This window comes from Rhodovulum iodosum, from assembly GCF_041020385.1.
Lineage (GTDB): Bacteria > Pseudomonadota > Alphaproteobacteria > Rhodobacterales > Rhodobacteraceae > Rhodovulum > Rhodovulum iodosum.
The window spans coordinates 478,895-502,211 of record NZ_JBEHHI010000002.1 but is presented as its reverse complement, the minus strand read 5'-3'; the positions used below and the strand labels follow the sequence as shown (position 1 = coordinate 502,211).

Annotated in this window: 22 protein-coding genes and 1 tRNA gene; 17 read left to right on the top strand and 6 right to left on the bottom strand. The window is 67.3% G+C overall.

The window, feature by feature from the left end; genetic code table 11:
• Positions 1 to 20: 20 nt before the first annotated feature.
• The 6 genes from Ga0609869_RS11560 to Ga0609869_RS11535 all read left to right on the top strand — a co-directional run bounded on the left by Ga0609869_RS11560 (position 21) and on the right by Ga0609869_RS11535 (position 7,007).
• Positions 21 to 731: an ABC transporter ATP-binding protein gene (locus Ga0609869_RS11560; protein WP_125404084.1), complete on the top strand. Its 711-nt coding sequence runs from the start codon at positions 21 to 23 to the stop codon at positions 729 to 731.
• A gap of 72 nt (positions 732 to 803) precedes the next feature.
• Complete coding sequence (locus tag Ga0609869_RS11555; RefSeq protein WP_125404083.1) at positions 804 to 1,214, top strand: hypothetical protein; 411 nt, start codon at positions 804 to 806, stop codon at positions 1,212 to 1,214.
• A complete protein-coding gene (locus tag Ga0609869_RS11550) occupies positions 1,211 to 2,224 on the top strand; it encodes a branched-chain amino acid ABC transporter permease (RefSeq protein ID WP_125404082.1) in 1,014 nt (337 codons plus the stop codon). Before Ga0609869_RS11555 ends, Ga0609869_RS11550 begins: the two co-directional genes overlap by 4 nt.
• Positions 2,221 to 3,519, top strand: coding sequence for a branched-chain amino acid ABC transporter permease (locus Ga0609869_RS11545; RefSeq protein WP_125404081.1), 1,299 nt, complete (start codon positions 2,221 to 2,223; stop codon positions 3,517 to 3,519). Before Ga0609869_RS11550 ends, Ga0609869_RS11545 begins: the two co-directional genes overlap by 4 nt.
• Positions 3,520 to 3,954: 435 nt before the next feature.
• Positions 3,955 to 6,363: a GcvT family protein gene (locus Ga0609869_RS11540; RefSeq protein WP_125404080.1), complete on the top strand. Its 2,409-nt coding sequence runs from the start codon at positions 3,955 to 3,957 to the stop codon at positions 6,361 to 6,363.
• Positions 6,364 to 6,407: 44 nt separating this feature from the next.
• Positions 6,408 to 7,007: a nucleotidyltransferase family protein gene (locus Ga0609869_RS11535; protein WP_369022861.1), complete on the top strand. Its 600-nt coding sequence runs from the start codon at positions 6,408 to 6,410 to the stop codon at positions 7,005 to 7,007.
• On the opposite strand, the gene Ga0609869_RS11530 is transcribed toward Ga0609869_RS11535, so the two are convergent.
• Both Ga0609869_RS11530 and Ga0609869_RS11525 read right to left on the bottom strand, forming a co-directional pair.
• Positions 7,004 to 7,441: a hypothetical protein gene (locus tag Ga0609869_RS11530; protein WP_125403228.1), complete on the bottom strand. Its 438-nt coding sequence runs from the start codon at positions 7,439 to 7,441 to the stop codon at positions 7,004 to 7,006. The genes Ga0609869_RS11535 and Ga0609869_RS11530 overlap by 4 nt on opposite strands.
• A gap of 147 nt (positions 7,442 to 7,588) precedes the next feature.
• Positions 7,589 to 10,279, bottom strand: coding sequence for a Hint domain-containing protein (locus Ga0609869_RS11525; RefSeq protein ID WP_281273236.1), 2,691 nt, complete (start codon positions 10,277 to 10,279; stop codon positions 7,589 to 7,591).
• A gap of 1,076 nt (positions 10,280 to 11,355) precedes the next feature.
• Between Ga0609869_RS11525 and Ga0609869_RS11520 the strand changes: the two genes are divergently transcribed.
• A complete protein-coding gene (locus Ga0609869_RS11520; protein WP_170168738.1) occupies positions 11,356 to 11,796 on the top strand; it encodes a CBS domain-containing protein in 441 nt (146 codons plus the stop codon).
• A gap of 68 nt (positions 11,797 to 11,864) precedes the next feature.
• Here Ga0609869_RS11520 and Ga0609869_RS11515 read toward each other — a convergent pair.
• A tRNA-Leu gene (locus Ga0609869_RS11515) sits at positions 11,865 to 11,948 on the bottom strand.
• A 62-nt stretch (positions 11,949 to 12,010) separates the two neighbouring features.
• On the bottom strand, positions 12,011 to 12,865 hold the full coding sequence (gene ypfJ / locus Ga0609869_RS11510; protein WP_125403231.1) for a KPN_02809 family neutral zinc metallopeptidase: 855 nt from the start codon (positions 12,863 to 12,865) through the stop codon (positions 12,011 to 12,013).
• Positions 12,866 to 12,983: 118 nt separating this feature from the next.
• On the opposite strand from ypfJ, the gene Ga0609869_RS11505 reads away from it, so the two are divergent.
• Positions 12,984 to 13,562, top strand: coding sequence for a YqaA family protein (locus Ga0609869_RS11505; protein WP_125403232.1), 579 nt, complete (start codon positions 12,984 to 12,986; stop codon positions 13,560 to 13,562).
• On the top strand, positions 13,559 to 14,044 hold the full coding sequence (locus Ga0609869_RS11500) for a disulfide bond formation protein B (protein ID WP_125403233.1): 486 nt from the start codon (positions 13,559 to 13,561) through the stop codon (positions 14,042 to 14,044). Before Ga0609869_RS11505 ends, Ga0609869_RS11500 begins: the two co-directional genes overlap by 4 nt.
• On the opposite strand, the gene Ga0609869_RS11495 is transcribed toward Ga0609869_RS11500, so the two are convergent.
• Entirely contained in the window at positions 14,031 to 14,300 is a 270-nt protein-coding gene (locus Ga0609869_RS11495) for an usg protein (RefSeq protein WP_125403234.1), read from the bottom strand. The genes Ga0609869_RS11500 and Ga0609869_RS11495 overlap by 14 nt on opposite strands.
• A gap of 194 nt (positions 14,301 to 14,494) precedes the next feature.
• Between Ga0609869_RS11495 and gyrA the strand changes: the two genes are divergently transcribed.
• The 7 genes from gyrA (at position 14,495) to gluQRS (ending at position 22,294) form a co-directional block, all read left to right on the top strand.
• Positions 14,495 to 17,239, top strand: coding sequence for a DNA gyrase subunit A (gene gyrA / locus Ga0609869_RS11490; protein WP_245972082.1), 2,745 nt, complete (start codon positions 14,495 to 14,497; stop codon positions 17,237 to 17,239).
• Positions 17,240 to 17,412: 173 nt separating this feature from the next.
• The gene (locus tag Ga0609869_RS11485) at positions 17,413 to 18,219 is read left to right on the top strand and encodes a LysR family transcriptional regulator (protein WP_125403235.1); all 807 of its coding nucleotides are present in this window, start codon (positions 17,413 to 17,415) and stop codon (positions 18,217 to 18,219) included.
• Between the two features lie 81 nt (positions 18,220 to 18,300).
• On the top strand, positions 18,301 to 18,711 hold the full coding sequence (locus Ga0609869_RS11480; RefSeq protein WP_369022860.1) for a hypothetical protein: 411 nt from the start codon (positions 18,301 to 18,303) through the stop codon (positions 18,709 to 18,711).
• A gap of 175 nt (positions 18,712 to 18,886) precedes the next feature.
• Entirely contained in the window at positions 18,887 to 19,444 is a 558-nt protein-coding gene (locus Ga0609869_RS11475; RefSeq protein WP_170168739.1) for a DoxX family protein, read from the top strand.
• A 39-nt stretch (positions 19,445 to 19,483) separates the two neighbouring features.
• Positions 19,484 to 20,839, top strand: coding sequence for a methylenetetrahydrofolate--tRNA-(uracil(54)-C(5))-methyltransferase (FADH(2)-oxidizing) TrmFO (gene trmFO / locus Ga0609869_RS11470; protein WP_125403238.1), 1,356 nt, complete (start codon positions 19,484 to 19,486; stop codon positions 20,837 to 20,839).
• Between the two features lie 22 nt (positions 20,840 to 20,861).
• Positions 20,862 to 21,464 carry a class I SAM-dependent DNA methyltransferase gene (locus Ga0609869_RS11465; protein WP_125403239.1) on the top strand — a complete coding sequence of 201 codons (603 nt, stop codon included), beginning with the start codon at positions 20,862 to 20,864 and terminating at the stop codon, positions 21,462 to 21,464.
• Positions 21,461 to 22,294 (top strand): tRNA glutamyl-Q(34) synthetase GluQRS, encoded by an 834-nt coding sequence (gluQRS, locus tag Ga0609869_RS11460; protein ID WP_125403240.1) that lies wholly within the window; start codon positions 21,461 to 21,463, stop codon positions 22,292 to 22,294. The genes Ga0609869_RS11465 and gluQRS overlap by 4 nt, the downstream gene beginning before the upstream one ends.
• Positions 22,295 to 22,334: 40 nt before the next feature.
• On the opposite strand, the gene hisI is transcribed toward gluQRS, so the two are convergent.
• Entirely contained in the window at positions 22,335 to 22,694 is a 360-nt protein-coding gene (gene hisI / locus Ga0609869_RS11455; RefSeq protein WP_125403241.1) for a phosphoribosyl-AMP cyclohydrolase, read from the bottom strand.
• A 64-nt stretch (positions 22,695 to 22,758) separates the two neighbouring features.
• Here hisI and Ga0609869_RS11450 point away from each other — a divergent pair, with 64 nt between their 5' ends.
• Positions 22,759 to 23,214 carry an iron-sulfur cluster assembly scaffold protein gene (locus Ga0609869_RS11450; RefSeq protein WP_125403242.1) on the top strand — a complete coding sequence of 152 codons (456 nt, stop codon included), beginning with the start codon at positions 22,759 to 22,761 and terminating at the stop codon, positions 23,212 to 23,214.
• Positions 23,215 to 23,317 lie beyond the last annotated feature (103 nt).

Here is a 23,317-nt window from a genome sequence, read left to right as displayed (position 1 = left end):
GAAGAAGGGGCTGGGCGCGCATGGCGGAACCTTTCCTTATCGGCGAGGGCATGACCGGGGGCTATGGCGGGGCCGACATCCTGCATGCCTGCACCGTCGCCGTCGACGCGGGCGAGATCGCGGTGATCGTCGGGCCCAACGGCGCGGGGAAATCGACCGCGATGAAGGCGGTTTTCGGGATGCTGACCATCCACAAGGGCGCCGTGCGGCTGGCCGGAGAGGACATCACCGCCCTGACGCCCCAGGCCCGCGTGGCCAAGGGCATGGCCTTCGTGCCTCAGAACAACAACATCTTCACCTCGATGAGCGTCGAGGAAAACCTCGAGATGGGCGCATTTTTGCGCCGCGACGACATCGCGGCCACCATCGAGGAGGTGTACCGGCTGTTCCCGATCCTGCGGGAAAAGCGCCGGCAGGCGGCGGGAGAGCTGTCGGGCGGGCAGCGCCAGCAGGTGGCCGTGGGCCGGGCGCTGATGACCAAGCCCAAGGTTTTGATGCTGGACGAGCCCACCGCGGGCGTGTCGCCCATCGTGATGGACGAGCTGTTCGACCGGATCATCGAGGTCGCGCGCACCGGTATCTCGATCCTGATGGTCGAGCAGAACGCCCGCCAGGCGCTGGAGATCGCGGACAAGGGCTATGTGCTGGTCCAGGGGCGCAACGCCTATACGGACACGGGCAAGGCGCTTCTCGCCGATCCCGAGGTTCGGCGGACCTTTCTGGGGGGCTGAGCGATGGGGCGGTTTCCTTTCCCTCGGCAATCGCGGCAAGCGCTGCACCGGACGGTGCGGAGAGGGCTGGGCATGCGCGCAATTCTCATCGCCCTGCCGATCTTGTGGGCCGGCCCGGCGCTTGCGCTGGAGCTCGACTGCACCGCGCGGCTGGCCTGCGTTACAACCCTGGGCGCATGCGAGCCCGCCGAGGTGCCCTACGCGCTGAAGGTGGGCCGGCGCACGGGCGACAAGGTGGTGCTGACCACCCCTGATGACGAGAGCTTTTACGAATTCACCCGCCTGCCCGACGCCGCCGGCACGCTGTTGCAGGCGAGCGGCGGCGCGCTGGAAGAGGGCCAGGGCGCGGGTGCGATGACGGTGTTCGACGATTACCGCTTCGTGCTGACCCGCCACAGCTTGGTCCGCCTTGGCGCGGACGGTGTGGCCCGCGAGGCGGTGGCGATCACCATCCTCGGAACCTGCGAGGAGCCTGAGCAATGACAGACCTTCTGAACGCGCTGGTCGCGTTTTCCAACTTCGTGCTGATCCCGGCCACCGCCTATGGCGCGCAGCTCGCGCTGGGCGCGCTGGGGGTGACGCTGATCTACGGCATCCTGCGGTTTTCCAACTTCGCCCATGGCGACACGATGGCCTTTGGCACCATGCTCACCGTGCTGTTCACCTGGTGGCTGCAATCGCTGGGCGTCGGGCTGGGGCCGCTGCCCACCGCGCTGCTGGCGCTGCCGGCGGGCATCGCCGGCACCGCGCTGTTGCTGCTGGCCACCGACCGGGTGGTCTACCGCTTTTACCGCGCGCAGAAGGCCAAGCCGGTGATCCTGGTGATCGTCTCGATGGGGGTGATGTTCATCCTCAACGGTCTGGTGCGCTTCATCATCGGGCCCGACGACCAGCGCTTTGCCGATGGCGAGCGGTTCATCATCACCGCGCGCGCCTTCAAGGAGATGACGGGCCTCGACGAGGGGCTGGCGATCCGCACCACGCAAGGCATCACGCTGGTCACGGCGATGATCGTGGTGGTGCTCTTGTTCTGGTTTCTCAACCGGACCCGGACGGGCAAGTCGATGCGGGCCTTTTCCGACAACGAGGACCTGGCGCTGCTGTCGGGCATCAACCCCGAACGCGTGGTGGCGATCACCTGGATCATCGTTGCCGCGCTGGCGACAATCGCGGGTGTTCTCTACGGATTGGACAAATCCTTCAAGCCCTTCACCTATTTCCAGCTGTTGCTGCCGATCTTCGCCTCGGCCATCGTGGGCGGCCTGGGCAGCCCGGTGGGCGCCATCGCCGGGGGCTTCGTGATCGCCTATTCCGAGGTGACGATCACCTATGCCTTCAAGAAGGTGCTGGGGTATCTCTTGCCCGAGCGGCTGGAGCCGGACGGCCTGGTCCAGCTCCTTTCGACCGATTACAAGTTCGCGGTCAGCTTCGTGATCCTGGTGATCGTGCTGCTGTTCCGCCCGACGGGCCTGTTCAGGGGGAAAGCGGTATGACAATGCGCGACGCCCTTCTCTTCGTCTTCGTGGCGCTGCTGATCCTCGGCGTGGGGTTCCTGCAAAGCTGGAACACGGCGCTTTCCATCCTCAACATGGGGCTGATCTCGGCGATCATGGCTCTGGGGGTCAACATGCAATGGGGCTATGCCGGGCTCTTCAACGTGGGCGTGATGGGCTTTGTCGCGCTCGGCGGGCTGGCCGCGGTGATCGTGGCGATGCCGCCGGTGGGCGCGGCCTGGGCCGCGGGCGGCGGGCGGATGCTGCTGGCGCTGGTGCTGGGCGCGGGGGTGATCGCGGGCGCGGTCGCGCTGTGGCAGCGGATGGCCAAGGGCCGGGCGCGGGCGCTGGCGATGGTGGCCTGGCTGGTCGCGGGGTTCTTCCTCTACCGCTTCGTGTTCGACCCGGCGGCGAATGCCATCGAGGCGGTCGATGCGGCCTCGACCGGTTATCTCGGCGGGCTTGGCCTGCCGGTGCTGCTGGCCTGGCCGGTGGGCGGGCTGCTGGCCGCGGGCGCGGCCTGGGCGATCGGCAAGACCGCGCTGGGGCTGAGGTCGGATTACCTGGCCATCGCGACGCTGGGCATCGCCGAGATCGTCATCGCGGTGCTGAAGAACGAGGACTGGCTGAGCCGCGGCGTGAAGAACGTGATCGGCCTGCCGCGCCCGGTGCCCTACGAGGTGGACCTTCAGCAAAGCCCCGGGTTTGTCGAGAACGCCCAGGGGCTGGGGCTGGACCCGGTCGTCGCCTCGACGCTTTACGTCAAGCTGCTTTATGCGGCGCTGTTCCTGGCCGTGCTGCTGGCGCTGATCTGGCTGGCGGAAAAGGCGCTGAATTCGCCCTGGGGCCGGATGATGCGCGCGGTGCGCGACAACGAGGTGGCGGCCGAGGCGATGGGCAAGGACGTCAAGGCCCGGCACCTGCAGGTGTTTATCCTGGGCTCGGCCATCTGCGGGCTGGCGGGCGCGATGATGACGACGCTCGACGGGCAGCTCACGCCCAGTTCGTACCAGCCGCTGCGCTATACGTTTTTGATCTGGGTGATGGTGATCGTCGGCGGCTCGGGCAACAACTGGGGCGCGGTGCTGGGCGGTTTCCTGATCTGGTTCCTCTGGGTCGAGGTCGAGCCCTTCGGCGCCTTCCTGATGAACGTTCTGACCGCGGGCATGGCCGAGGACTCGGGCCTCAAGGCGCATCTGCTGGACAGCGTCGCGCATATGCGCCTGCTGACCATGGGGGTGATCCTGCTGGTGGTTCTGCGTTTCAGCCCGCGCGGGCTGATCCCCGAACGCTAGGAAACGTTAACCGTCGCAGGCACATCCAGGCGGCTTGTGACAACTCTTCGACCTGCTGATACAACTGTCGCCGCAAGCCTTGCCTTTTCGACAGGTCTTGCAGCAATAGACCTTGATAGCCTCGGAAGCTTGAAGGGTCCGTAGACGTTCAGCCACGCCAGCCGCATCAGCCGGAGATTTGGCTTCGGCCAATCCGCCCGTAGCGATACATGCGAAGCAAATCACTGCGAGCGTCCATTGAAACAACCATCTCATGGACAGCACCGATTACGTTATATTAATTAAGATTAACACAACCCGCGGCTACCTCCAAATTGCTTCAGAAGCCCTGACCGTCAGACCGGCCTGAAAACGACAGCTTCTGTCGCGGATGACCATGCCGCCCCCCTGCCCGCCCCGCCACGCTCGGCCACAAGGGAGATGCGAGGGGACGCGATGAAAAGCCATGTGAAGGTCTGCGTGATCGGCGGCGGGGTGGTGGGGTGTTCGGTGCTTTACCACCTGACCAAGCTGGGCTGGTCCGACGTGATGCTGATCGAGCGGTCGGAGCTGACCAGCGGGTCGACCTGGCACGCGGCGGGGGGCTTTCACACGCTGAACGGCGACACCAACATGGCCGCCCTGCAGGGCTACACGATCGGGCTCTACAAGGAGCTGGAGGAAATCACCGGCCTCAGTTGCGGGCTGCACCATGTCGGCGGGCTGACGCTGGCCGACACGCCCGAACGGTTCGACATGCTGAAGGCCGAGCGGGCCAAGCACCGCTACATGGGGCTGGACACCGAGATCCTCGGGCCGGACGAGATCAAGGCGATGGCCGAACTGGTCAATGTGGAGGGCATCCTCGGCGCGCTCTACGACCCGCTGGACGGCCATCTCGACCCCTCGGGCACCACCCATGCCTATGCCAAGGCCGCGCGGATGGGCGGTGCCGAGATCGTGCTGCACAACCGCGTGCTGGAGACCAACCCCCACCCGGAGGGTTGGGAGGTGGTCACCGAAAAGGGCACGGTGATCGCCGAGCATCTGGTGAATGCCGGCGGTCTCTGGGCGCGCGAGGTGGCGGCGATGGCGGGGCTTTACCTGCCGCTCCACCCGATGGAGCACCAGTATCTGGTAACCGAGGAAATCCCCGAGATCGCCGGGCGCGACACAGAGTTTCCCCACGTGATCGACCCGGGCGGCGAAAGCTATCTGCGGCAAGAGGGCAAGGGGCTGTGCATCGGCTTCTACGAACAGCCCTGCGAGCCCTGGGCGGTGGACGGCACATCCTGGGAATTCGGCCACGAGTTGCTGCCCGACAAGCTGGACAAGGTCGAGGACAGCATAGAATTCGCCTATCGCCGCTTCCCGGTGCTGGAACGCGCGGGCGTCAAGACGGTGATCAACGGCCCCTTCACATTCGCCCCTGACGGCAACCCGCTGGTGGGCCCCGTGCCGGGCTTGCGCAACTACTGGGCCGCGGTGGCGGTGATGGCGGGGTTCAGCCAGGGCGGCGGTGTGGGGCTGACGCTGGCGCAATGGATGATCGAGGGCGAGACGCCGCAAAACCCCCAGGCGCTGGACGTCGCCCGCTTCGGCCGCTGGATCACCGCCGGCTATACCCGGCCCAAGGTCGTGGAAAACTACCAGAACCGCTTTTCCGTGACCTACCCCAACCAGGAGCTGCCCGCCGCGCGGCCGTTCCGCACCACGCCGATGTACCCGGTGTTCGACGAGATGGGCGCGGTCTGGGGGCACCAGTTCGGGCTGGAGGTGGTCAACTATTTCGCCCCCGAGGGCGAGGCCCGGTACGAGACCCCTTCGTTCCGCCGCTCGAACGCGTTCGAGGCTGTGGGGCGCGAGGCGCGCGCGGTGCGCGACGGCGTGGGCATCGCCGAGATCCATTCCTTCGGAAAGTTCCGCGTCACCGGGCCCAGGGCCCGCGCCTGGCTCGACCGGATCATGGCCGGGCGCATCCCCGTGCCGGGGCGGCTGGCGCTGAGCCCCATGCTCTCGCCCCGGGGCAAGCTCTTGGGCGATTTCACCGTCTCTTGCCTGTCGGACACCGAGTTCCGCCTGACCGCCAGCTACGCCGCGCAAGAGGTCCATCGCCGCTGGTTCGAGGCGCATCTTGAGAACGGCGTGAGGGTGGAAAACGTCTCGGACCGGATCACCGGCTTTCAGATCGCGGGGCCGCGGGCACGCGACCTGCTGGCCGCCTGCACGCGACAGGACGTGTCGGCAGAGGCGTTTCGGTTTCTCGATGTGAAACGGTTTTGTATCGGAATGGCCGATTGTCTCGTCCAGCGGGTCAGCTACACCGGCGATCTGGGCTACGAGATCTATACCGACCCGATGGCCCAGCGTGCGCTCTGGGCCACGCTTTGGGCAGCCGGGCAGCCCATGGGCCTGACCCCCTTCGGCGGGCGGGCGCTGATGAGCCTCAGGCTGGAGAAATTCTTTGGCGCGTGGCTACGGGAATATTCGCCCGACTACACCCCGGCCGAGACCGGGCTCGAGCGGTTCATCGCCTTCGGCAAGGGCGACTTCATCGGCCGCGCGGCGGCCGAGGCCGAGCGCGCCAAGGGCCCGCGGCGCAAGCTGTGCGCGATGGTGGTCGAGGCCGAGGATGCGGACGTGACAGCCTACGAACCGATCCGGATCGACGGCCATGTGCAGGGCTACTGCACCTCGGGCGGCTATGCCCACTGGGCCGGGCAATCGGTGGCGCTGGGGCTGGTGCCGGCGGGCGCGGCCTGGGACGGCCACGCGGTCGAGATCGAGCTGATGGGCGCACGCCGCCCCGCGCGCATCGTCACCACGCCGCTGTTCGATGCCGACGGCGCCCGGATGCGGGGCTGAGGCGGCGCTGGCGCGACCGCCCTGCCCGGCCTAGCATGGCCGCCATGAGCGAGACCGCGATCCTGATCCTGGCCGCCGGGGCTTCCGCCCGTATGGGCGGGCGCGACAAGCTGCTCGAACCGGTCGCGGGCCGGGCGCTGTTGCGCCGGCAGGTCGAGGCGGCGCTGGCCACCGGCGCCCCGGTGGTGGTGACGCTGCCCCCCGGCGCGGACGCGCGTCGCGCGGCGCTGGCGGGCCTGGCGCTGCGCTGCGTCGAGGTGCCCGACGCCGCCGAGGGCATGGCCGCCTCGCTGCGCGCGGGCGTGGCCGCGCTGCCCGCAGACGCCGATGCCGTGATGGTCGTGCTGGCCGACATGCCCGAGATCGGCGCCGCGGCGCTGGCTGCCATGCTGAAAGCCGGCCACGCCGCTCCCGGCGCCATCCTGCGCGCCACCGCGCCGGATGGCACCCCCGGCCATCCCGTGATCTTTCCGCGGCGGCTGTTCCCCGAGCTTGGGCGACTTTCGGGCGACCGGGGCGCGCGCGACATCCTGAAGGCGCAGGCCGGACGGGTGGTCGCGGTGCCGCTGCCCGGCGACCAGGCGCTGACCGACCTCGACACGCCCGAGGACTGGGCCGCCTGGCGCGCGAAGACCGGGCTTTAGTCGAAGGCGCCGGCGACCCGCGCCTGGCGCGCGTAGAGGTAGAAAACCACCTCCACCACAGCCGCGCCGAGGATCAGGTAGATGCCGATTCTGCCCGTGGCCGAGGCCAGGCCTGGGTCGGCAATGACCGTCAGCCAGACGGTGAGCAGGCAAAAGGCCAGCGCCGCCAGCCCCAGCAACGCCACGGCAAAGCGCCGCCGGAAAAACAACAGGATGCCACCTAACAGCCCGCTCCACGCCGACAGCGCCGAAAGCGCGACGACCCAGGGCGGCAACCCGGTGAAATAATCCACCATGGTGTCGGAAAACTGCGCCAGGTAGGGCTCGACCCGGTACTGGGTGAGCGTGTAATCGACTGCGCCGGCGAGATACCACAGCACCGCCGCGATCGCGACCAGCGAAAGATGCCAGGACGGGCCGTCATTCTGGGTCATCGGGGCGTTCCTCGCGGGCGAATCTGGCCCAGACCGTGCCCGTTTGCCGCCCGGCTGTCCAGCCCGCAGGGGCGGGCCGCCGGCCCGCCCCCTTGGGTGTCCGCCCGCTGCGCCGCAAGGGCCATGCGGGCGGGCTGCATAACCCGTCTACTCGTTAAGCAACAGCGCTTCGTGCCGCTTCAGCGTCTTGCGTGCGGCGGGATACTCCTTGAGCCCCTTCTCGGTCTGCAATTCGGGGAACAGGTCGTAGATCTCGTTGCGCTGGGCGTTGCCCATGCCCTTGAGCGAATAGTCGCCGGGCTGGAAGCTCTCGGTCCAGGCGCCGTTCGAGAGCACCACCTCGTGGCGGTCGAACATGAAGTGGATGTAGGTCGTGCCCATCGTGTCCTTCAGCTCGATCCCACGGTTGTTGACCAGGTGCTTGGCCGCGACCAGCACCTCGCGCTCTTCGAAGTAGAGCGCCGTGCGGTCGTTGGCGACCAGGAGCCTGTGGTTGGGGCTGACCAGCATATCGCTTTCCGGCAGCCCACCGCCGAGCGCCCCCTTGCGCACCAGGATCGGGCGCAGATGCGGCCGCCGGGCCAGGCCCATCGGGTCGAGCGTGGTCGCCCCCCGCCAGCGGATTTCCTGGATGCCGTTGTCGCGGGTGATCACCTTGTCACCCACCTGCAACTCCTCGACCGGACGCTCGCCGCGCGGGGTGGCGATCATGGTCCGCGGCGTAAAGCACGGGATGACGTTCTCGATTTCCGAGAAGTTCAGCGTGCCGACCACCGTGCCGGTCCCGTCGAGGTAGTTGACCGTGCCGGATTCGCCCAGCGGATCGGCGGGGTCGTAGTTGACACGCAGCGGGCCGCCGCCGCGCAGGTCGAGCGTATCCCAGTCGTCGCCGCCTTCGCCGCCGACCACGGTGTCGCCGGCACCCACGGCCCCGAAATAGTCGCGGTCGTCGCCGCCCGACAGCATATCCGCCGCGCCGTCGTCCGGGCCGCCCTCGGTGCTGCCGAAAATGCGGTCGTCATCGGCGCCGCCCTCGGCGGTATCCGCCCCCGCGCCGCCTTCGATCACGTCATCGCCGGCGCCGCCGAGGATGATGTCGTCGCCCTCTTCGCCGTAAAGGAAATCGCCGGCATCCGGCCCGGGATCGGTGATCAGCGTGCCGGGCACGTCGTAATGGGCGTTGACCAGCCCGCTGGCCGAGTCGCCCACGTCGACGTCGACCACGAAGTCGTCGAAATCGGCGTCGCCAAGCGACGGCAGATCCTCAAAGCCCAGCGTAACGGTGCCGTCGGGCGCCTCGCCGAGGCCAACGGTGTGCACCACCCCGTCGGGGTTGAGCCCCACGTCGCTGTCGTAGCCGGCGCTGTGATAGGCCGGCGCGCTCAGCTCGGTCTCGGCGCCGCCGGGCGCGATATGCACCAGCACAGGGTTGAGCGTGCCCAGCGTTGCCGGGTTGCCGTCCGCATCGCGGAACTCGAACGTCCCCTCGCCCAGACCGGCCAGTTCGTCCGCGCCGTCGGCCAGAATGAACAGGCCCACATCGCTGCCCGGTGTCGAGTCGTAGGCGTAGGTGCTGCCCACCGGCACCCCGTCGCTGTCGGCAAAGGCGATCTCGACATCGCCGATCTCGCCGGTGATCGGGTCGATCGAGTAAATGCCGAGCGCGTTTGAAAAACCCGCCTTCTCGCCCTGATAGGTCAGGATCACGCGGGCGTCGTCGCAGTCGGGTCCGTCGCCGATGATGACATCGTCGCCGTCGCCCCCGGTGATGGTGTCGCTGTCGGCACCGCCGACCAGAACGTCGTTGCCCGCCCCGCCGTCGATCGCGTCGCGCCCGGCCCCGCCGAACAAGACGTCCGCCCCGTCGCCGCCGGAAATCGTGTCGTCGCCCGCGCCGCCGCAGGCGCGGTCGTCTCCGGCCTCGCCCGACAGGGTGTCATTGCCGTCTTCGCCGAAGATCTCGTCATCGCCGTCACCGGCCAGCACGGTGTCGTTACCGTCGCCGGCCAGCACGATATCGTCGTCCGGTGCCTCGCCGGGCAGGATCGCGTCGCCCGCGTCGATCATGTCGCCCTCGGGGTCGCCGGTATAGGCCGCGTCGATCAGGTCGTCGCCCGCGGTGCCCTCGACCAGGCCATCGCCCATCGGGCCGATCATGTCGGTGTCGTAAAGCGCGACGTAATCCATCTGGCCGCGGAAATACCGGTCGTAATGACCGTCATCGACCTCGCGCGCGCCGAAGGTAAAGCGCTCGTCGTCGTCGTCGCCGATTTCGAAGGTCAGGCCCGGCTCGGCGACATTCTGGCTGTAGGTGGCGCCGGTGGTCGTGTTCTCGACCAGGAACTCCGCCCCGGTGGCCGCATTCCACGAATAGCAGACCTGCACATCGTCGCCCGGGGAAAAGAACCCGCCGCCGGTGCTCAGCGTCGCCGATGCGCCGCCGCTGACATGTTCGACAACGACCGCGCCCTCGGCGGTGACCGACATGCCGAAATAGCCTTCGCTGTCCTTGTCGGCGAATTCGCCGCGGTTGACCAGCGTGTCGGGGCTGGTGCCCACCTGCGCATCCTGGGCAAAGCGCACGACCAGGGTGCCCTGGCTCAGGTCGAAGGGGCTGTCCTCGCCCCTCACGTCGACCCGGTCGTTGCACCCGTCCAGCACCAGCGCGCCGTTCTGCGCGGCCGCGCCGCCATAGTAGGTGCCGTTCTGGGCAAAGCCGTCGGCCAGACCGGTATCGGCCGCAAAGCAGCCCGCGCCGAAATCCCAAAGGCCCACGAGGTGCGGGTTGGCCGCATCGTCGAAATCGCTGCCATCGACGGGCGGGACATATGCGGTCATGTCACTCTCCATTCCTTGCCTCACGGGCGTGTTCGCCACGCCCCCGGGAGGGGACGGTCACTTTACAGGACCCAAGCAAGGCGGCCCGCGCGGCGGGCGACGGCTCGCTCCAGCCCCGGACGTGATGGCGACAAGACAGTGGCCACAACGACCCGACCCCGCTGCATAGGCAGACGCCGGGCGAGTGCGGCAGACGGCTTTCGCCGCTGCGCGCACCGGCGCGGGCCATTGCCCGCCGCCGCTTGTGACCACCCCCATGGCCAGCAGATCGCCCCCCAGTTGGGCATGAGCGTTTTTACGCCTTCCGCCCGCTCCCACGAAGGGAAATCTGGCGAAATTCGGGCATAACCGGGGCGTGGACGCGGCGAATCCGGGCCAAAACCGAGGCCGGTGCCGCGGCGAAACCGGCCCTATTGTTGACCGGAAACAGAGTATTCTTTCACGTATCATGGTCAGTTTGCGGAAAAGCGGGCTTATTTTCCCGGCCGACAGCGGATTCGCCGCGACCGCGCTTTTCGACTGTTTCCAAACTCCGCCCGGCGGCGCGGCCCGATTTCCGCCTCAATGTGGCCGAATTGGGGCGCGCCGCGGATTTCGGGGGATTGACCCCAGACGCGCGCCAATCCCGCGCGTTCGCAATGATTGATGCCGCAGCGGGCACAAACCCGCCAGGCGTGCGGCGAATCGCCCCTTTGCCCGGTCCTGTTAAACCTTGCGATTTGATGAATTGCCGCCCTGTTGGCAGATCGCGTCGCCGGTCCTTGTTGTCGACGACAACGCGCTGAACACCAAGAAGCGGGACACGAGGTCGAGATCGCTTCAGGGGCGCGGCGAAGGGGGCAACGCCTTTTGAGCCCGCATCCGGGGAAACGCCGTTGGCGCGGTAGTGTGCCCTGCGATCTCCCCTTCCAGGGCGGACGTCCCCGATAATGGCCGCGCGCTCTTTGGAAAAATCAATGCCCGTTCAAGCCTTTCCGGCCGGCCCCGGAAAAATGCGCCCATGCGGGATGCCTTGCATCCGGTTGCCGTGGCGGCGCGAGCGCGCTAGCGTCGGCTGCCAACGTCGTTTCACGGGCATGTTCATGAGCACCACGACCATCCGCAAGATCCTGGCCACGCGACCCTTGCATCGGGTCGGTCCGGACACGACGCTGCCGGACATCGCCCGGTTGATGGCCGAGCACCATGTCGGCGCTGTCGTCGTCATGCAAGACGTCCGGCTGGTCGGAATCGTTTCAGAGCGCGATATCGTGTTTCGCGCCGTGGCGGGCGATATGCCGGTCGACACGACGACCGCCGAAGAGATCATGACGCGCGATCCCGTGACGGTGGATGTCGATGCCCCGATCTCCGAAGCCCTCGAAGCCAGGCTCGGCATCGAGTTCCGGCACTTGCCGGTCATCGAAGACGGCAATGTTGCGGGCCTGCTATCCTATCGTGACATCCCGGCGGAATACCTGATGCTCTTCGAACGGTTCCGCGAGATGTCATCGGCGCGCGCGGACGAATACCCCTGACAGGCGATGCCGGCCGCAACGATCGCTGCCGTTCAAAGCCCGGCAAATGGCCACAAGGTTTTTCAATGTGGTACCCGAGGCCGGACTCGAACCGGCACGCCTTGCGGCGGGGGATTTTGAATCCCCTGCGTCTACCATTCCGCCACTCGGGCCCGTGCCGCAGCGGTTTAGCCCGACCGCGCGGCCCGGTCAACGGCCCGCGCGCGGGGCCCGGTCAGAGGCGGTCTGCCGCGAAGGTGTCGCAGGCGCCGGGGTCGCCCGATTGCAGCCCACGGGCGAACCAGCGCTGGCGCTGGTCCGAGGTGCCGTGGGTAAAGCTGTCGGGCATCGGCACGCGCCCGGCGCTGCGCTGGAGCGTGTCGTCGCCGATCCGCGAGGCCGCGTTCATCGCCTCTTGGATGTCGCCCGGCTCCAGGCTGCCGAAGCGGGACTGGGCATTGGCCGCCCAGACGCCCGCCAGGCAATCGGCCTGCAGCTCGACCCGCACCGAGACCCCGTTGGCCTCCGCCTGCCCCATCCGCGCCCGCGCGGCGTTGGTCTGCTGCAAGATGCCCAGCTCGTTCTGCACATGATGCGCCACCTCGTGGGCCACCACATAGGCGGCGGCGAAATCGCCGCCCGCACCCATCCGGCGCGACAGCGTGGAGAAAAAGGCCGTGTCGAGATAAACCTTGCGGTCGATGGGACAGTAGAAGGGCCCGGTCGCGCCGCTGGCCCCGCCGCAGGGCGAGTTGGTGACACCTTTGAAAAGCACCAGCACCGGCGGGTCGTAGGTTTCGCCCATCCGGGCAAAGATGGCGCCCCAGATCTCTTCGGTATCGGCCAGCGTGACCGAGACGAACTGCCCGGCGGCGCGGTCGGCCTCGGTCAGCTCGGCGCTGCTGGCCTGCGGGGCCTGCTGAACACCCTGCTGCCCGACCAGTAGCGGCGTGACGTCGACGCCCAGCAGCCAGCCGATCACCACGATGGCCAGGATGCCAAGGCCGCCGATGCCGCCCGCCCGTGCCGCACCGCCGGCCCGGCGGCGGTCCTCTATGTTGCGGCTGCCGCGCCGCCCCTGCCATTTCATGCCACGTCCCCCCCCTGCCGTTCGTGCCAATAATACAGCGCACCGCCTGTCCTGGACAGCCTCTTGACCCCGCGCCGCGCCCATGATGCATGGGCCCTGACCCCGGCAGGAGGCGCCGATGCTGAGACGGCTCTACGACTGGACGCTTTCGCTTGCCGAAAGCCCGCACGCGCTTTGGGCGCTCTTTGCCGTGGCCTTCGTCGAAAGCTCGGTTTTCCCGATCCCGCCGGACGTGCTGATGATTCCGATGATCCTGGCGCGACCCGCGCGCGCGTGGGTGGTCGCCGGGGTGGCGCTGGTGGGCTCGGTGCTGGGCGGGCTCTTGGGCTACTACATCGGCTGGGGCCTGTTCGAGAGCGTCGGCCGCCCGGTGCTGGAGTTCTACGGAAAGGACGTCTATTTCGAGACGTTCCGCGAGCGCTATAACGAATGGGGCGCCTGGGCGGTGCTGGTGGCGGGCGTCACGCCCTTCCCGTACAAGGTGATTACCATCCTGTCGGGCACGACCGGGCTGAACCTCGGCGTGTTCATGGTGGCCAGCATCATCGCCCGCGGCCTGCGCTTTTACATCGTCGCGGCGCTGCTGTGGAAGTTCGGCACGCCGATCCGTGATTTCATCGAGCGGTATCTGGGCTTGCTCTTCACCCTCTTCGTGGCTCTGCTGCTGGGCGGGCTATATATGGTGAAATACCTATGACGCGTAATCGACTGATCCTGATTGCCGCCGCCGGGTCGGTGGCCGTGCTGCTGGGGGCTTTCGTCTTTCAGTACGTCTTCGGCTACGCGCCCTGCGCGCTGTGCCTGTGGCAGCGCTGGCCCCATGCGCTGGCGCCGTTGATCGCGGTACTGGCTTTTTTGCTGGGCGGGCGGCTGATGCCGATGGCCGGCGCGGGTACGATGACCGTCTCGACGGGTCTGGGGGTCTACCACACCGGGGTCGAGCGGGCGTGGTGGCCCGGCCCGGCCTCGTGCACGTCGTCGGGCGGCGGCCTTGGCGGGCTCTCTGGCGACGAGTTGCTGAACCTCGACGCCGCCTCTGCCGTGGTCCTGTGCGACGAGGTGGCGTGGTCGCTCTTCGGCCTTTCGATGGCCAGCTACAACGCTCTGGGCTCGGCCGTGCTGGCCGCGCTCTGGGTCCTGGCGGCGGTGAAAAGCCGGCAGGGGTTCAGTGCAGCGTGAACTCGCCCACCACGTTGCGCCACTCGCCGGGGGAAATCATCTTGCGATGTGTAAAGCGGACCGAATGCAGCGGCCCTTCGATTTCTTCCTGCCAGAACTCGATGAAGCTGAACAGCCGCGGGTGGTCGGGCGCGAGGTCGTAATCCTGCCAGATGAAGGTGTTCAGGACGTTCAGGTGATCGGGCATCCGGTAGAAGAATTCGGCCGTGGTCAGACCATAGCCTTTCAGCATAAGCTCGGTTTCCGATTTGTGCACGGTGATGTCTCCTGTTTGCGTATCCTCGTGAAATGATGCCCGATCGTGCCGGCTTTTCAACGAAAACAGTGTGTTAGCACTCTACCCCGGGGGCTGCCGAGCAGTGCGTCCAGCGGCAGTTGCACCCAACATGAAGGTTCTGATAGAGTGCCCGCAACAAGATATAGCGCGCAGGCGAAAGGGCGGACAAAAACGTGAACGACACGCCGGAACCTCCTGATAACGAAGACGAAATGGCACCCGATCCGGGGCGCCACCTCGGCCCGCGGATTTCCATCGAGGAGGAGATGAAGACCTCCTTCATGGATTACGCGATGAGCGTCATCGTCAGCCGCGCGATCCCCGATCTGCGCGACGGCCTGAAACCCGTGCACCGGCGCATTCTTTATACGCTTTGGGAAAACGGCCAGACCCACAACAAGCCCTACCGCAAATGCGCCACCGCCGTGGGCGACGTGATGGGCCGCTATCACCCCCACGGCGACTCGGCGGTCTATGAATCGCTGGTGCGCATGGCACAGGATTTCTCGATGTCGGTGCCGCTGATCGACGGTCAGGGCAATTTCGGCTCGATGGACGGCGACCCGGCCGCGGCCTACCGCTATACCGAAAGCCGGCTGGCCAAGGTCGCCGAGCAACTTTTGACCGATATCGACAAGGATACCGTCGATTTCATCCCGAACTACGCCAACGAGCGCAACGAGCCCACGGTCCTGCCCGCGCGCTTCCCCAACATGCTGGTCAACGGGGCAGAAGGCATCGCGGTGGGCATGGCCACCCGCATCCCGCCGCACAACCTGGGCGAGGTGATCGACGCGACGCTGGCGCTGATCGAAGCGCCCGACCTCGGCTCCGAACAGTTGATGGAATACATCCCCGGCCCCGATTTCCCAACCGGCGGCGTGATCCTCGGCCGGTCTGGCGCGCGTAAGGCGTACCTGGAAGGGCGCGGCAGCGTCATCATCCGCGCCAAGACCCGGATAGAAGAGCTGCGCAAGGACCGCTACGCCATCGTTCTGGACGAGATCCCCTACCAGGTGAACAAGGCCTCGATGATCGAAAAGATCGCCGACCTGGTGCGCGAGAAGAAGATCGAGGGCATCGCCCATGTGCAGGACGAATCCGACCGGGTCGGCGTGCGCGTGGTGATCGAGCTGAAGCGTGACGCCACGCCCGACGTGGTGCTGAACCAGCTTTACCGCTTTACCCCGATGCAGACATCGTTTGGCTGCAACATGCTGGCGCTGAACGGCGGGCGGCCCGAGACGCTGACGATCCGGGGGTTCCTCGCCGCGTTCATCGATTTCCGCGAAGAGGTCGTGGCACGGCGCACCGCCTACGAGCTGAGAAAGGCGCGCGAGCGCAGCCATATCCTGTGCGGTCTTGCCGTCGCGGTGTCGAACGTGGACGAGGTTGTCGCCGCGATCCGGTCTTCGGCGGATGCGAGCGAGGCCCGTGAAAAGCTGATGGAACGGCGCTGGCCGGCGCACGAGATCGCCGACTACATCCGCCTGATCGACGACCCGACGCACACGATCAACGAGGACGGCACCTACAACCTGTCCGAGGCGCAGGCCCGCGCGATCCTCGATCTGCGCCTGCAACGTCTCACCCAGCTGGGCGTCAAGGAAGTTACCGACGAGCTGGAAGAGCTGGCCGCCAAGATCAAGGATTACCTCGACATCTTGCGTTCGCGCGACCGGATCATGGAGATCATCGCCGGCGAGTTGACCAAGGTTAAGGAAGAGTTCGCCGTCCCCCGCCGCACCGAGATCATCGACTGGGCCGGCGACATGGACGACGAGGACCTGATCGAGCGCGAAGACATGGTCGTGACCGTCACCCAGTCCGGCTATATCAAGCGCACGCCGCTGGGCGAGTTCCGCGCGCAGCGCCGCGGCGGCAAGGGCCTGAGCGGCATGCAGACCAAGGACGAGGACGTGGTGACCACGCTGTTCGTGGCCAACACCCACACGCCGCTTTTGGTCTTCACCACCGCCGGCATGGTCTACAAGCTGAAGACATGGCGCCTGCCGCAAGGCGGACGCACCGCCAAGGGCAAGGCCATCGTCAACATCCTGCCGATCCCGACCGGCGTCTCGGTCGCGGCGATCATGCCCGTGGACCGGCCCGAAGAGGAATGGGACGAATTGCAGATCGTGTTCGCCACCTCGGCGGGCACGGTGCGGCGCAACCGGCTGTCGGATTTCACCAACGTGATGCGCAACGGCAAGATCGCGATGAAATTCGAGGACGAGCACGCCGAAACCCGGCTGATCAACGCGCGCATCTGTTCCGAGGACGACGACGTGATGCTGGTCACCGCGCTCGGCCGGGCGATCCGCTTTCCCACCACCGACGTGCGGGTGTTCAACAGCCGCAGTTCGGTGGGCGTGCGCGGTATCCGTCTGCTGGGCGGCGACAAGGTCGTCTCGATGTCGGTCATCCGTCATTTCGAGGCCAGTTCCGAAGAGCGTACCGCCTACCTCAAGCAGCGCCGCCTGATGGCCGGCCTGACCGACGAGGAAGAGCCCGACGAGGACGACGAGACCGTTGCCGGCGGGCAGCTTTCGCCGGATCGCTATGCCGAGATGTCGGCGGCCGAAGACCTGATCCTGACCATCACCGCGGGCGGCACCGGCAAGCTCAGCTCGTCGCACGACTATCCCGTGCGCGGCCGCGGCGGCCAGGGCGTGCAGGCGATCGACAAGGGGCTGCGCGGCGGCCCCCTGGTGGCCTGCTTCCCGGTCGAGATCGACGACCAGATCATGCTGGCTACCTCGACCGGCCAGTCGATCCGCTGCCCGGTCGAGGGCATCTCGTTCCGCTCGCGCAGCGCGGGCGGCGTCAAGGTGTTCAACACCGGCAAGGACGAGCTTGTGGTCTCGGTCGCCTGGATCGCCGACCAGGGCGAGGAGCCGGAGGACGAAACCGGCTGACGCAGCCGCATCGAGGCCCGCAAACGCAACGAAAAATGGCGCTTCGTCCTTGCGGGCCGGCCTCTTCGTGCTACCCTGAGGCGACGAGGCGCGCAATTACTCCCTGAAAGAGATAAAAACAGGTCTGCGCGCGTCGTCCGACGGGGGGATCAGTGGAAAACTACTGGGATGACTTGCGCATTCTCGCGGCGGTCGCGCGCAATGGCACGATGTCCGGTGCGGCACGCGAACTGAACAGCAACGCGGCGACGGTCTCGCGCCGCCTTGACCGGCTCACCGAGGCTTTCGGCGAACCGGTTTTTTACCGCACGTCCGATGGCTGGACGACGAACCCGGCCATCCTGCCCCTGATCGAGGCCGCTGAACGCTTTCAGCAGGACCTCCAAAGCGTCGTGAACGCGCGCGCCAGCCACACCGCCGGGGCGAGTTCGATCTCGGTCGGCATGCCGCCCGTGATCGCGTCCAACTTCATGCTTCCCAACCTCCGCAACCTGCTGAGCGCCCTTCCCAACCTGAGCCTGACAATCGACCACCGCGTTTTCGGCGAAGGCCTGGGCCCTTACGATATCGTCATGACCTTTTTGCCGATCGATCAGGGCCGGCTGATCGCCAAACGCCTGGGCGAGCTCGACTATGCACTGTACCGGCCGTGCGGGACCGAGACCCAAAGCGGTTGGATCGGCCTGACCGAGCGGCACGATCGCTATCCCGTGATGCAGATGGCACGCGCGTATTTCGACGAACCGCCCCGCGTTCGGGTCGACCAGATCGCTCATGTACGCGAAGCGATGAAGGGCGCGCGCCTGAACGGGCCGTTGCCCCTGGTCATCGGCGATGCGGACGACGACCTGGAACGGCTCGATCCCGACGGACCGCCCCTTCAGGCGCCGCTCTGGCTGGCCTATCACGAAAGCCGCCGGGGCGACCCGCTGCTGGCCCAGGTCGTAGCATGGATCGACCGCTACATGTTCTCCGGCTGAACGGCGCTGCACAAAATCGCAATTGCGGCTTTGCAGGATGCAACCTTGCCAACTCAATGCTCTACAGGCACTCTCCTAGAAGTGGAAAAAAAACAGAGCAGGTTCCCGATGCGGATATTTATCGACACCTTGGCGGCCGGTTTGCGATGGACCATGGCGCTGATCTTCGCGTGGCATGTCATCCCGCCCACGATCTCTCATGTCCTTGGCAAGAGCTACCTGCCGGACGAACTTGAGGCGCAGACCATCGCCGTTCATGCACTGCTTGTGGTGACGGTGATATGGCTGGCCTTCGGGCTGCGGACCCGCGTGGTGGCCGTGCTGGGCGGCACGCTGTTCGTGGCCCACGGGCTGTTGGGTCAGGATGACCTGTCGCACGGCGCGCCGGTAATGTGGCTGATCATCGCGGTCGGGTTAATCGGAAGCGCCCTTGCGGTGGTTGGCGGCGGACGCTGGTGCATGTATCGCGGCGGTTGGTCGGTCCCGGTCTGAAGCCGCCCTGCCCGCCGCCCAACGGCGCATCTGCCGTGTCACACCGCCCGTGAACGCGCCCGGCATCATGTCGCAGCGTCCGGCGCAAAGCCGCCCGCATTCCGCCCGGTTCTTGTCAGATTTCACCTTCAATCCTGCCCGGGATGATCCCGGATCGCGAAACCGGAAAGCCGCAATGAACCGCACCTCCACTGCCATGCGCCCCTCCGGCACCGCCGCCCTCGCCGCGGCACGGATGCTGATCGCGTCCTATTTCATCGCCCACGGCTCGGGCCTGGTGGTCGACCCCGACGCCACCGCGCTGATCGCACTGGTGCTGCCCGAGGGCTGGGCCGCCTGGACCTCCGCGGGTCTTGTCTGGCTCACCGGCTTTGCCATCTTCGTCGGCCGCTACGTGCGCCCGGCGGCGCTGCTGCTGGCGGTCCACACGGTCTGGACCGCGCTTGTCAGCCATGGCGGGCTGGCCGGTGCGCCCGTCGTGATCGAACCGCTTTGGTCAGATCTCGCCATGGTCGGCGCGCTGGCGCTGGTGGCGCTGACCGCCCCGCCCGGCGGCCGGCCCAACGCGCGCCGCGCCTTGCGGCGGATCATGCCGCGCCGCGTCACCGTCGACACGCCGGTCAAACCCCGCCGGCCGCGGCCCGACCTCATCGACCCGCCCGAGCCCGCGGCGGATGGCGCGGCCGATACCGTCGTCGCCTTCGACCCGCCGAACCGGCGCCAATCGGCCTGAGCCCTTTCCTTCGCGGGGCCGGGCCGCTACATCCCGCCCATGGCAGAGACACTTCACATCGTGGGCGGCGGCATGGCCGGCGCCGAGGCCGCCTGGCAGGCGGCACAGGCCGGCGTCTACGTGGTCATCCACGAAATGCGCCCCCAGACCGGCACCTTCGCCCACCGCACCGGCCATCTGGCCGAGATGGTCTGTTCCAATTCCTTCCGTTCCGACGATGACGAGCAAAACGCCGTGGGCCTGCTCCACTGGGAGATGCGCCAGGCCGGCGGGCTGATCATGGAGATGGCCGACGCCAACCGCCTGCCCGCCGGCGGCGCGCTGGCCGTGGACCGCGACGGCTTTGCCCAGGCCGTGACAGCGCGGCTGGTATCCCACCCCAGGATCAGCGTGGAAGTCTCTGAAATCACGGATCTTCCAGAGGATGGGCGCTGGATTTTCGCCACCGGTCCGCTGACCTCCGGCGCGCTGGCCGAAGCGATACGAACCGCCACCGGCACCGACGCCCTGGCCTTTTTCGATGCCATCGCGCCGATCGTCTACGCCGACAGCGTCGACATGACCAAGGCCTGGTTCCAGTCGCGCTATGACAAGGGCGAAACCGAGGAAGAGCGCACCGCCTATCTCAACTGCCCGATGGACCGCGCCCAGTACGAGGCTTTCATCGACGCCCTCCTGGCCGCGGAAAAGACCGCGTTTCACGAGGGCGAGACAGCCGGCTATTTCGACGGCTGCCTGCCGATCGAGGTCATGGCCGAGCGCGGGCGCGAAACGCTCCGCCACGGCCCGATGAAGCCGGTCGGCCTGACCGACCCCCATGCGCCCGAGGTCAAGCCCCACGCCATCGTCCAGTTGCGCCGCGACAATGCACTGGGCACGCTCTACAATATCGTGGGCTTTCAGACCAAGATGAAATACGGCGCACAAGCCGATGTTTTCCGTATGATTCCCGGCCTCGAAGAGGCCCGGTTTGCACGCCTCGGCGGGATCCACCGCAACACGTTCCTCAACGCGCCGACCCTGCTCGATGCCCAGCTGAGGCTGAAATCGCGCCCCCATATCCGCTTTGCCGGGCAGATCACCGGGGTCGAGGGCTACGTGGAAAGCGCGGCGATGGGCCTGCTGGCCGGCCGCCTCGCCGCCGCCGAGATCGCCGGCTGCGCCCTGCCCGAGGTGCCCGCGGTCACCGCCATCGGCGCGCTTCTCACCCACATCACCGGCGGCGCGGAGGCCAAGACCTTTCAGCCGATGAACGTCAATTTCGGCCTCTTTCCCCCGGTCGAGGGCCTCAAGGGCGGCCGGCGCGGGCGGCGCGACCGCTACAAGGCCTATACCGACCGGGCCAAGGCGGCCTGGACGGCGTGGCTTTCTGCCGCGCGGCTGGACGCGGCCTGAACCGGGCTGTTACCCTGCCGCCATGGCACAGAAAAAGTTCCTGAACAAAGTCTACGACGTCGAAACGCGCGACGAGGTCGAAACGCTCTACGACGCCTGGGCCGACAGCTACGACGCCGAACTCGTCGAAAACGGCTATGCCACACCGGGCCGGGTGGCCCGCGCCATGGCCAAGACCGGCTGCAAGGAGCCCGTGCTCGACCTCGGCTGCGGCACCGGGCTGTCGGCAGAGGCGATGCGCGCCGAGGGCTTTCAGACGATCGACGGCACCGACCTCTCTGCCGGCATGCTCGACGCCGCGCGCGCCAAGGGCGTCTATCGCAAGCTCTGGGTCACCGACCCCGACGCGCCGCTGCCCGACGGCTACGCCACCATCGCCGCGGTCGGCGTGGTCAGCCCCGGCGCGGGCGGTCCCGAGCTGCTTTACGCGATGGCCGGCGCGCTCTCCCGCGGCGGGCGGCTCGCGTTCTCCTTCAACGATCACGCGCTCGCCGATCCCGCCTATACCGGCCACCTCAACGAGCTGCTGGATACCGGCGCCTTCCGGCTGCTGCACGCCGAAAAGGGTGACCACATCCCCGAGATAGGTCTGAACTCCACGGTCTATATTCTTGAAAAGACGTGAATTACCGGACCCGTTTCGCGCCGTCGCCCACCGGGCCCCTGCATCTGGGCCACGCGTTCTCGGCGCTCACGGCGTTTGACCGGGCCCGCGCGCGGGACGGCACCTTCCTGCTTCGGATCGAGGATATCGACCGCCCCCGCTGCAAACCCGGCTTCGAGGCGCAGATCTACGACGACCTTGCCTGGCTGGGGCTGGGCTGGCCCGAACCGGTGCTGCGCCAGTCCGACCGGCTGGACGCCTACGCCGCCGCGCTCGCCCGCCTTGCCGAGATGGGGCTCACCTATCCTTGCCGCTGCACCCGCCGCGACATCCGCGCCGCGGTCTCGGCGCCGCACGGCCCCGCGGGCCCGGTCTATCCCGGCACCTGCCGCGCCCGCCCGATGGCCGAGGCCGGACCGGGCGACGCCGTCCGCCTCGACATGGAGGCGGCCCTCGCCCATCTCGATGCCGCGCTGCCCGGCTTTACCGAAACCGGCCCGGCCCATGCCGGCCGCCACCCGCTCGACCCCGCGGCGCTGCGCGCCGCGGTCGGCGATGTGGTGCTGGCGCGGCGCGATATCGGCACCTCTTACCATATCGCCGTCGTGGTCGATGACGCCCACCAGGCCATCACCGAGGTGGTCCGCGGCCTCGACCTTTTTGAAGCCACGCCGATCCACGTCCTGCTGCAAACGCTCCTCGGCCTTCCGGTGCCGGCCTATCATCACCACCGGCTGATCACCGACGACACCGGCACGCGGCTGGCCAAGCGCGACGACGCCCGCGCCATCGCCACCAACCGCGCCGACGGCGCAACGCCCGCCGATATCCGTGTCATGCTCGGGCTCTAGGCGGCCCGCCCTGCTTCTTCTTGGCAAAAATACCCAGAGGCTAGCCCGCCACCGGCGCCATCAGTTCCACTTCCGCGCCATCGCGGACAGCCGTGAAAAAACAGCTTTGCCGGTTGGTGTGGCAGGCCGGCCCCCGCTGGTCGACGACCAGCAGCAGGCAATCGCGGTCGCAATCGACCCGGAAATCGACCAGCCGCTGCACGTGGCCGCTGGTCTCGCCCTTCACCCAGAACGCCTGGCGCGAACGCGACCAGTAGGTGACGCGCCCGGTTTGCAGGGTGCGTGCCACCGCCTCGGCGTTCATCCACGCCATCATCAGCACCTGTCCGTCCTCGGCCTGGGCGATGGCGGGGATCAGGCCCTGTGCATCGTAGCACAAGCTTGCGGGGTCAAATGCCATGGCGGCTCCTTTGAAAACCGTTTCGGGCAGGTTAGGTATAGAAAATCCGACCCGAGGAAAAGCCATGAGCGACGAGACCGACCTGATCAAGCTCTATTCCCAGCGCATCCTGACGCTTGCCGCCGACATCCCCCATCTGGGCCGGCTCGAGGCGCCGATGGGCAGTGCGCGCAAGCGTTCGCCGCTTTGCGGCTCGACGGTCACGGTCGATCTGAACATCGATGCCGAGGGCCGCATCACCGCGTTCGGCCAGGACGTCAAGGCCTGCGCGCTGGGCCAGGCGGCGGCCGCGGTCGTGGGCGCCAACGCCATCGGGCGCAGCCGGGACGAGGTCGAACAGGCCCGCGACCAGCTCAAGGCGATGCTCAAGTCCGACGGCCCGCCCCCCGCCCCGCCCTTTGACGGGCTCGAGGCGCTGATGCCCGCGCGCGACTACAAAAACCGCCACGCCTCGATCATGCTCAGCCTCGAGGCCACGCTCGAGGCGCTGGACGCCGCGCGCGAGTCGGCCTGCGCCTGATCCCCGACAGATCAAAAAAAAACCGCCGCACGCTGTGGGGACAGCGGCGGCGGCAAGGGGCGTATCTGTGCGTTCCGGGCGGGAACGGACCTTTGCCGCGTGG

Bases quoted from the DNA above. Each gene is read 5' to 3' on its own strand.
- Ga0609869_RS11450 (WP_125403242.1), top strand. From the start codon at position 22,759: ATGAGCGACGAGACCGACCTGATCAAGCTCTATTCCCAGCGCATCCTG.
- Ga0609869_RS11550 (WP_125404082.1), top strand. From the start codon at position 1,211: ATGACAGACCTTCTGAACGCGCTGGTCGCGTTTTCCAACTTCGTGCTG.
- Ga0609869_RS11525 (WP_281273236.1), bottom strand. From the start codon at position 10,279: ATGACCGCATATGTCCCGCCCGTCGATGGCAGCGATTTCGACGATGCG.
- Ga0609869_RS11465 (WP_125403239.1), top strand. From the start codon at position 20,862: ATGGCACAGAAAAAGTTCCTGAACAAAGTCTACGACGTCGAAACGCGC.
- ypfJ (WP_125403231.1), bottom strand. From the start codon at position 12,865: ATGAAATGGCAGGGGCGGCGCGGCAGCCGCAACATAGAGGACCGCCGC.
- Ga0609869_RS11520 (WP_170168738.1), top strand. From the start codon at position 11,356: ATGTTCATGAGCACCACGACCATCCGCAAGATCCTGGCCACGCGACCC.
- trmFO (WP_125403238.1), top strand. From the start codon at position 19,484: ATGGCAGAGACACTTCACATCGTGGGCGGCGGCATGGCCGGCGCCGAG.
- Ga0609869_RS11500 (WP_125403233.1), top strand. From the start codon at position 13,559: ATGACGCGTAATCGACTGATCCTGATTGCCGCCGCCGGGTCGGTGGCC.
- Ga0609869_RS11475 (WP_170168739.1), top strand. From the start codon at position 18,887: ATGAACCGCACCTCCACTGCCATGCGCCCCTCCGGCACCGCCGCCCTC.
- Ga0609869_RS11545 (WP_125404081.1), top strand. From the start codon at position 2,221: ATGACAATGCGCGACGCCCTTCTCTTCGTCTTCGTGGCGCTGCTGATC.
- Ga0609869_RS11505 (WP_125403232.1), top strand. From the start codon at position 12,984: ATGCTGAGACGGCTCTACGACTGGACGCTTTCGCTTGCCGAAAGCCCG.
- Ga0609869_RS11555 (WP_125404083.1), top strand. From the start codon at position 804: ATGCGCGCAATTCTCATCGCCCTGCCGATCTTGTGGGCCGGCCCGGCG.
- Ga0609869_RS11535 (WP_369022861.1), top strand. From the start codon at position 6,408: ATGAGCGAGACCGCGATCCTGATCCTGGCCGCCGGGGCTTCCGCCCGT.
- Ga0609869_RS11530 (WP_125403228.1), bottom strand. From the start codon at position 7,441: ATGACCCAGAATGACGGCCCGTCCTGGCATCTTTCGCTGGTCGCGATC.
- Ga0609869_RS11560 (WP_125404084.1), top strand. From the start codon at position 21: ATGGCGGAACCTTTCCTTATCGGCGAGGGCATGACCGGGGGCTATGGC.
- hisI (WP_125403241.1), bottom strand. From the start codon at position 22,694: ATGGCATTTGACCCCGCAAGCTTGTGCTACGATGCACAGGGCCTGATC.
- Ga0609869_RS11540 (WP_125404080.1), top strand. From the start codon at position 3,955: ATGAAAAGCCATGTGAAGGTCTGCGTGATCGGCGGCGGGGTGGTGGGG.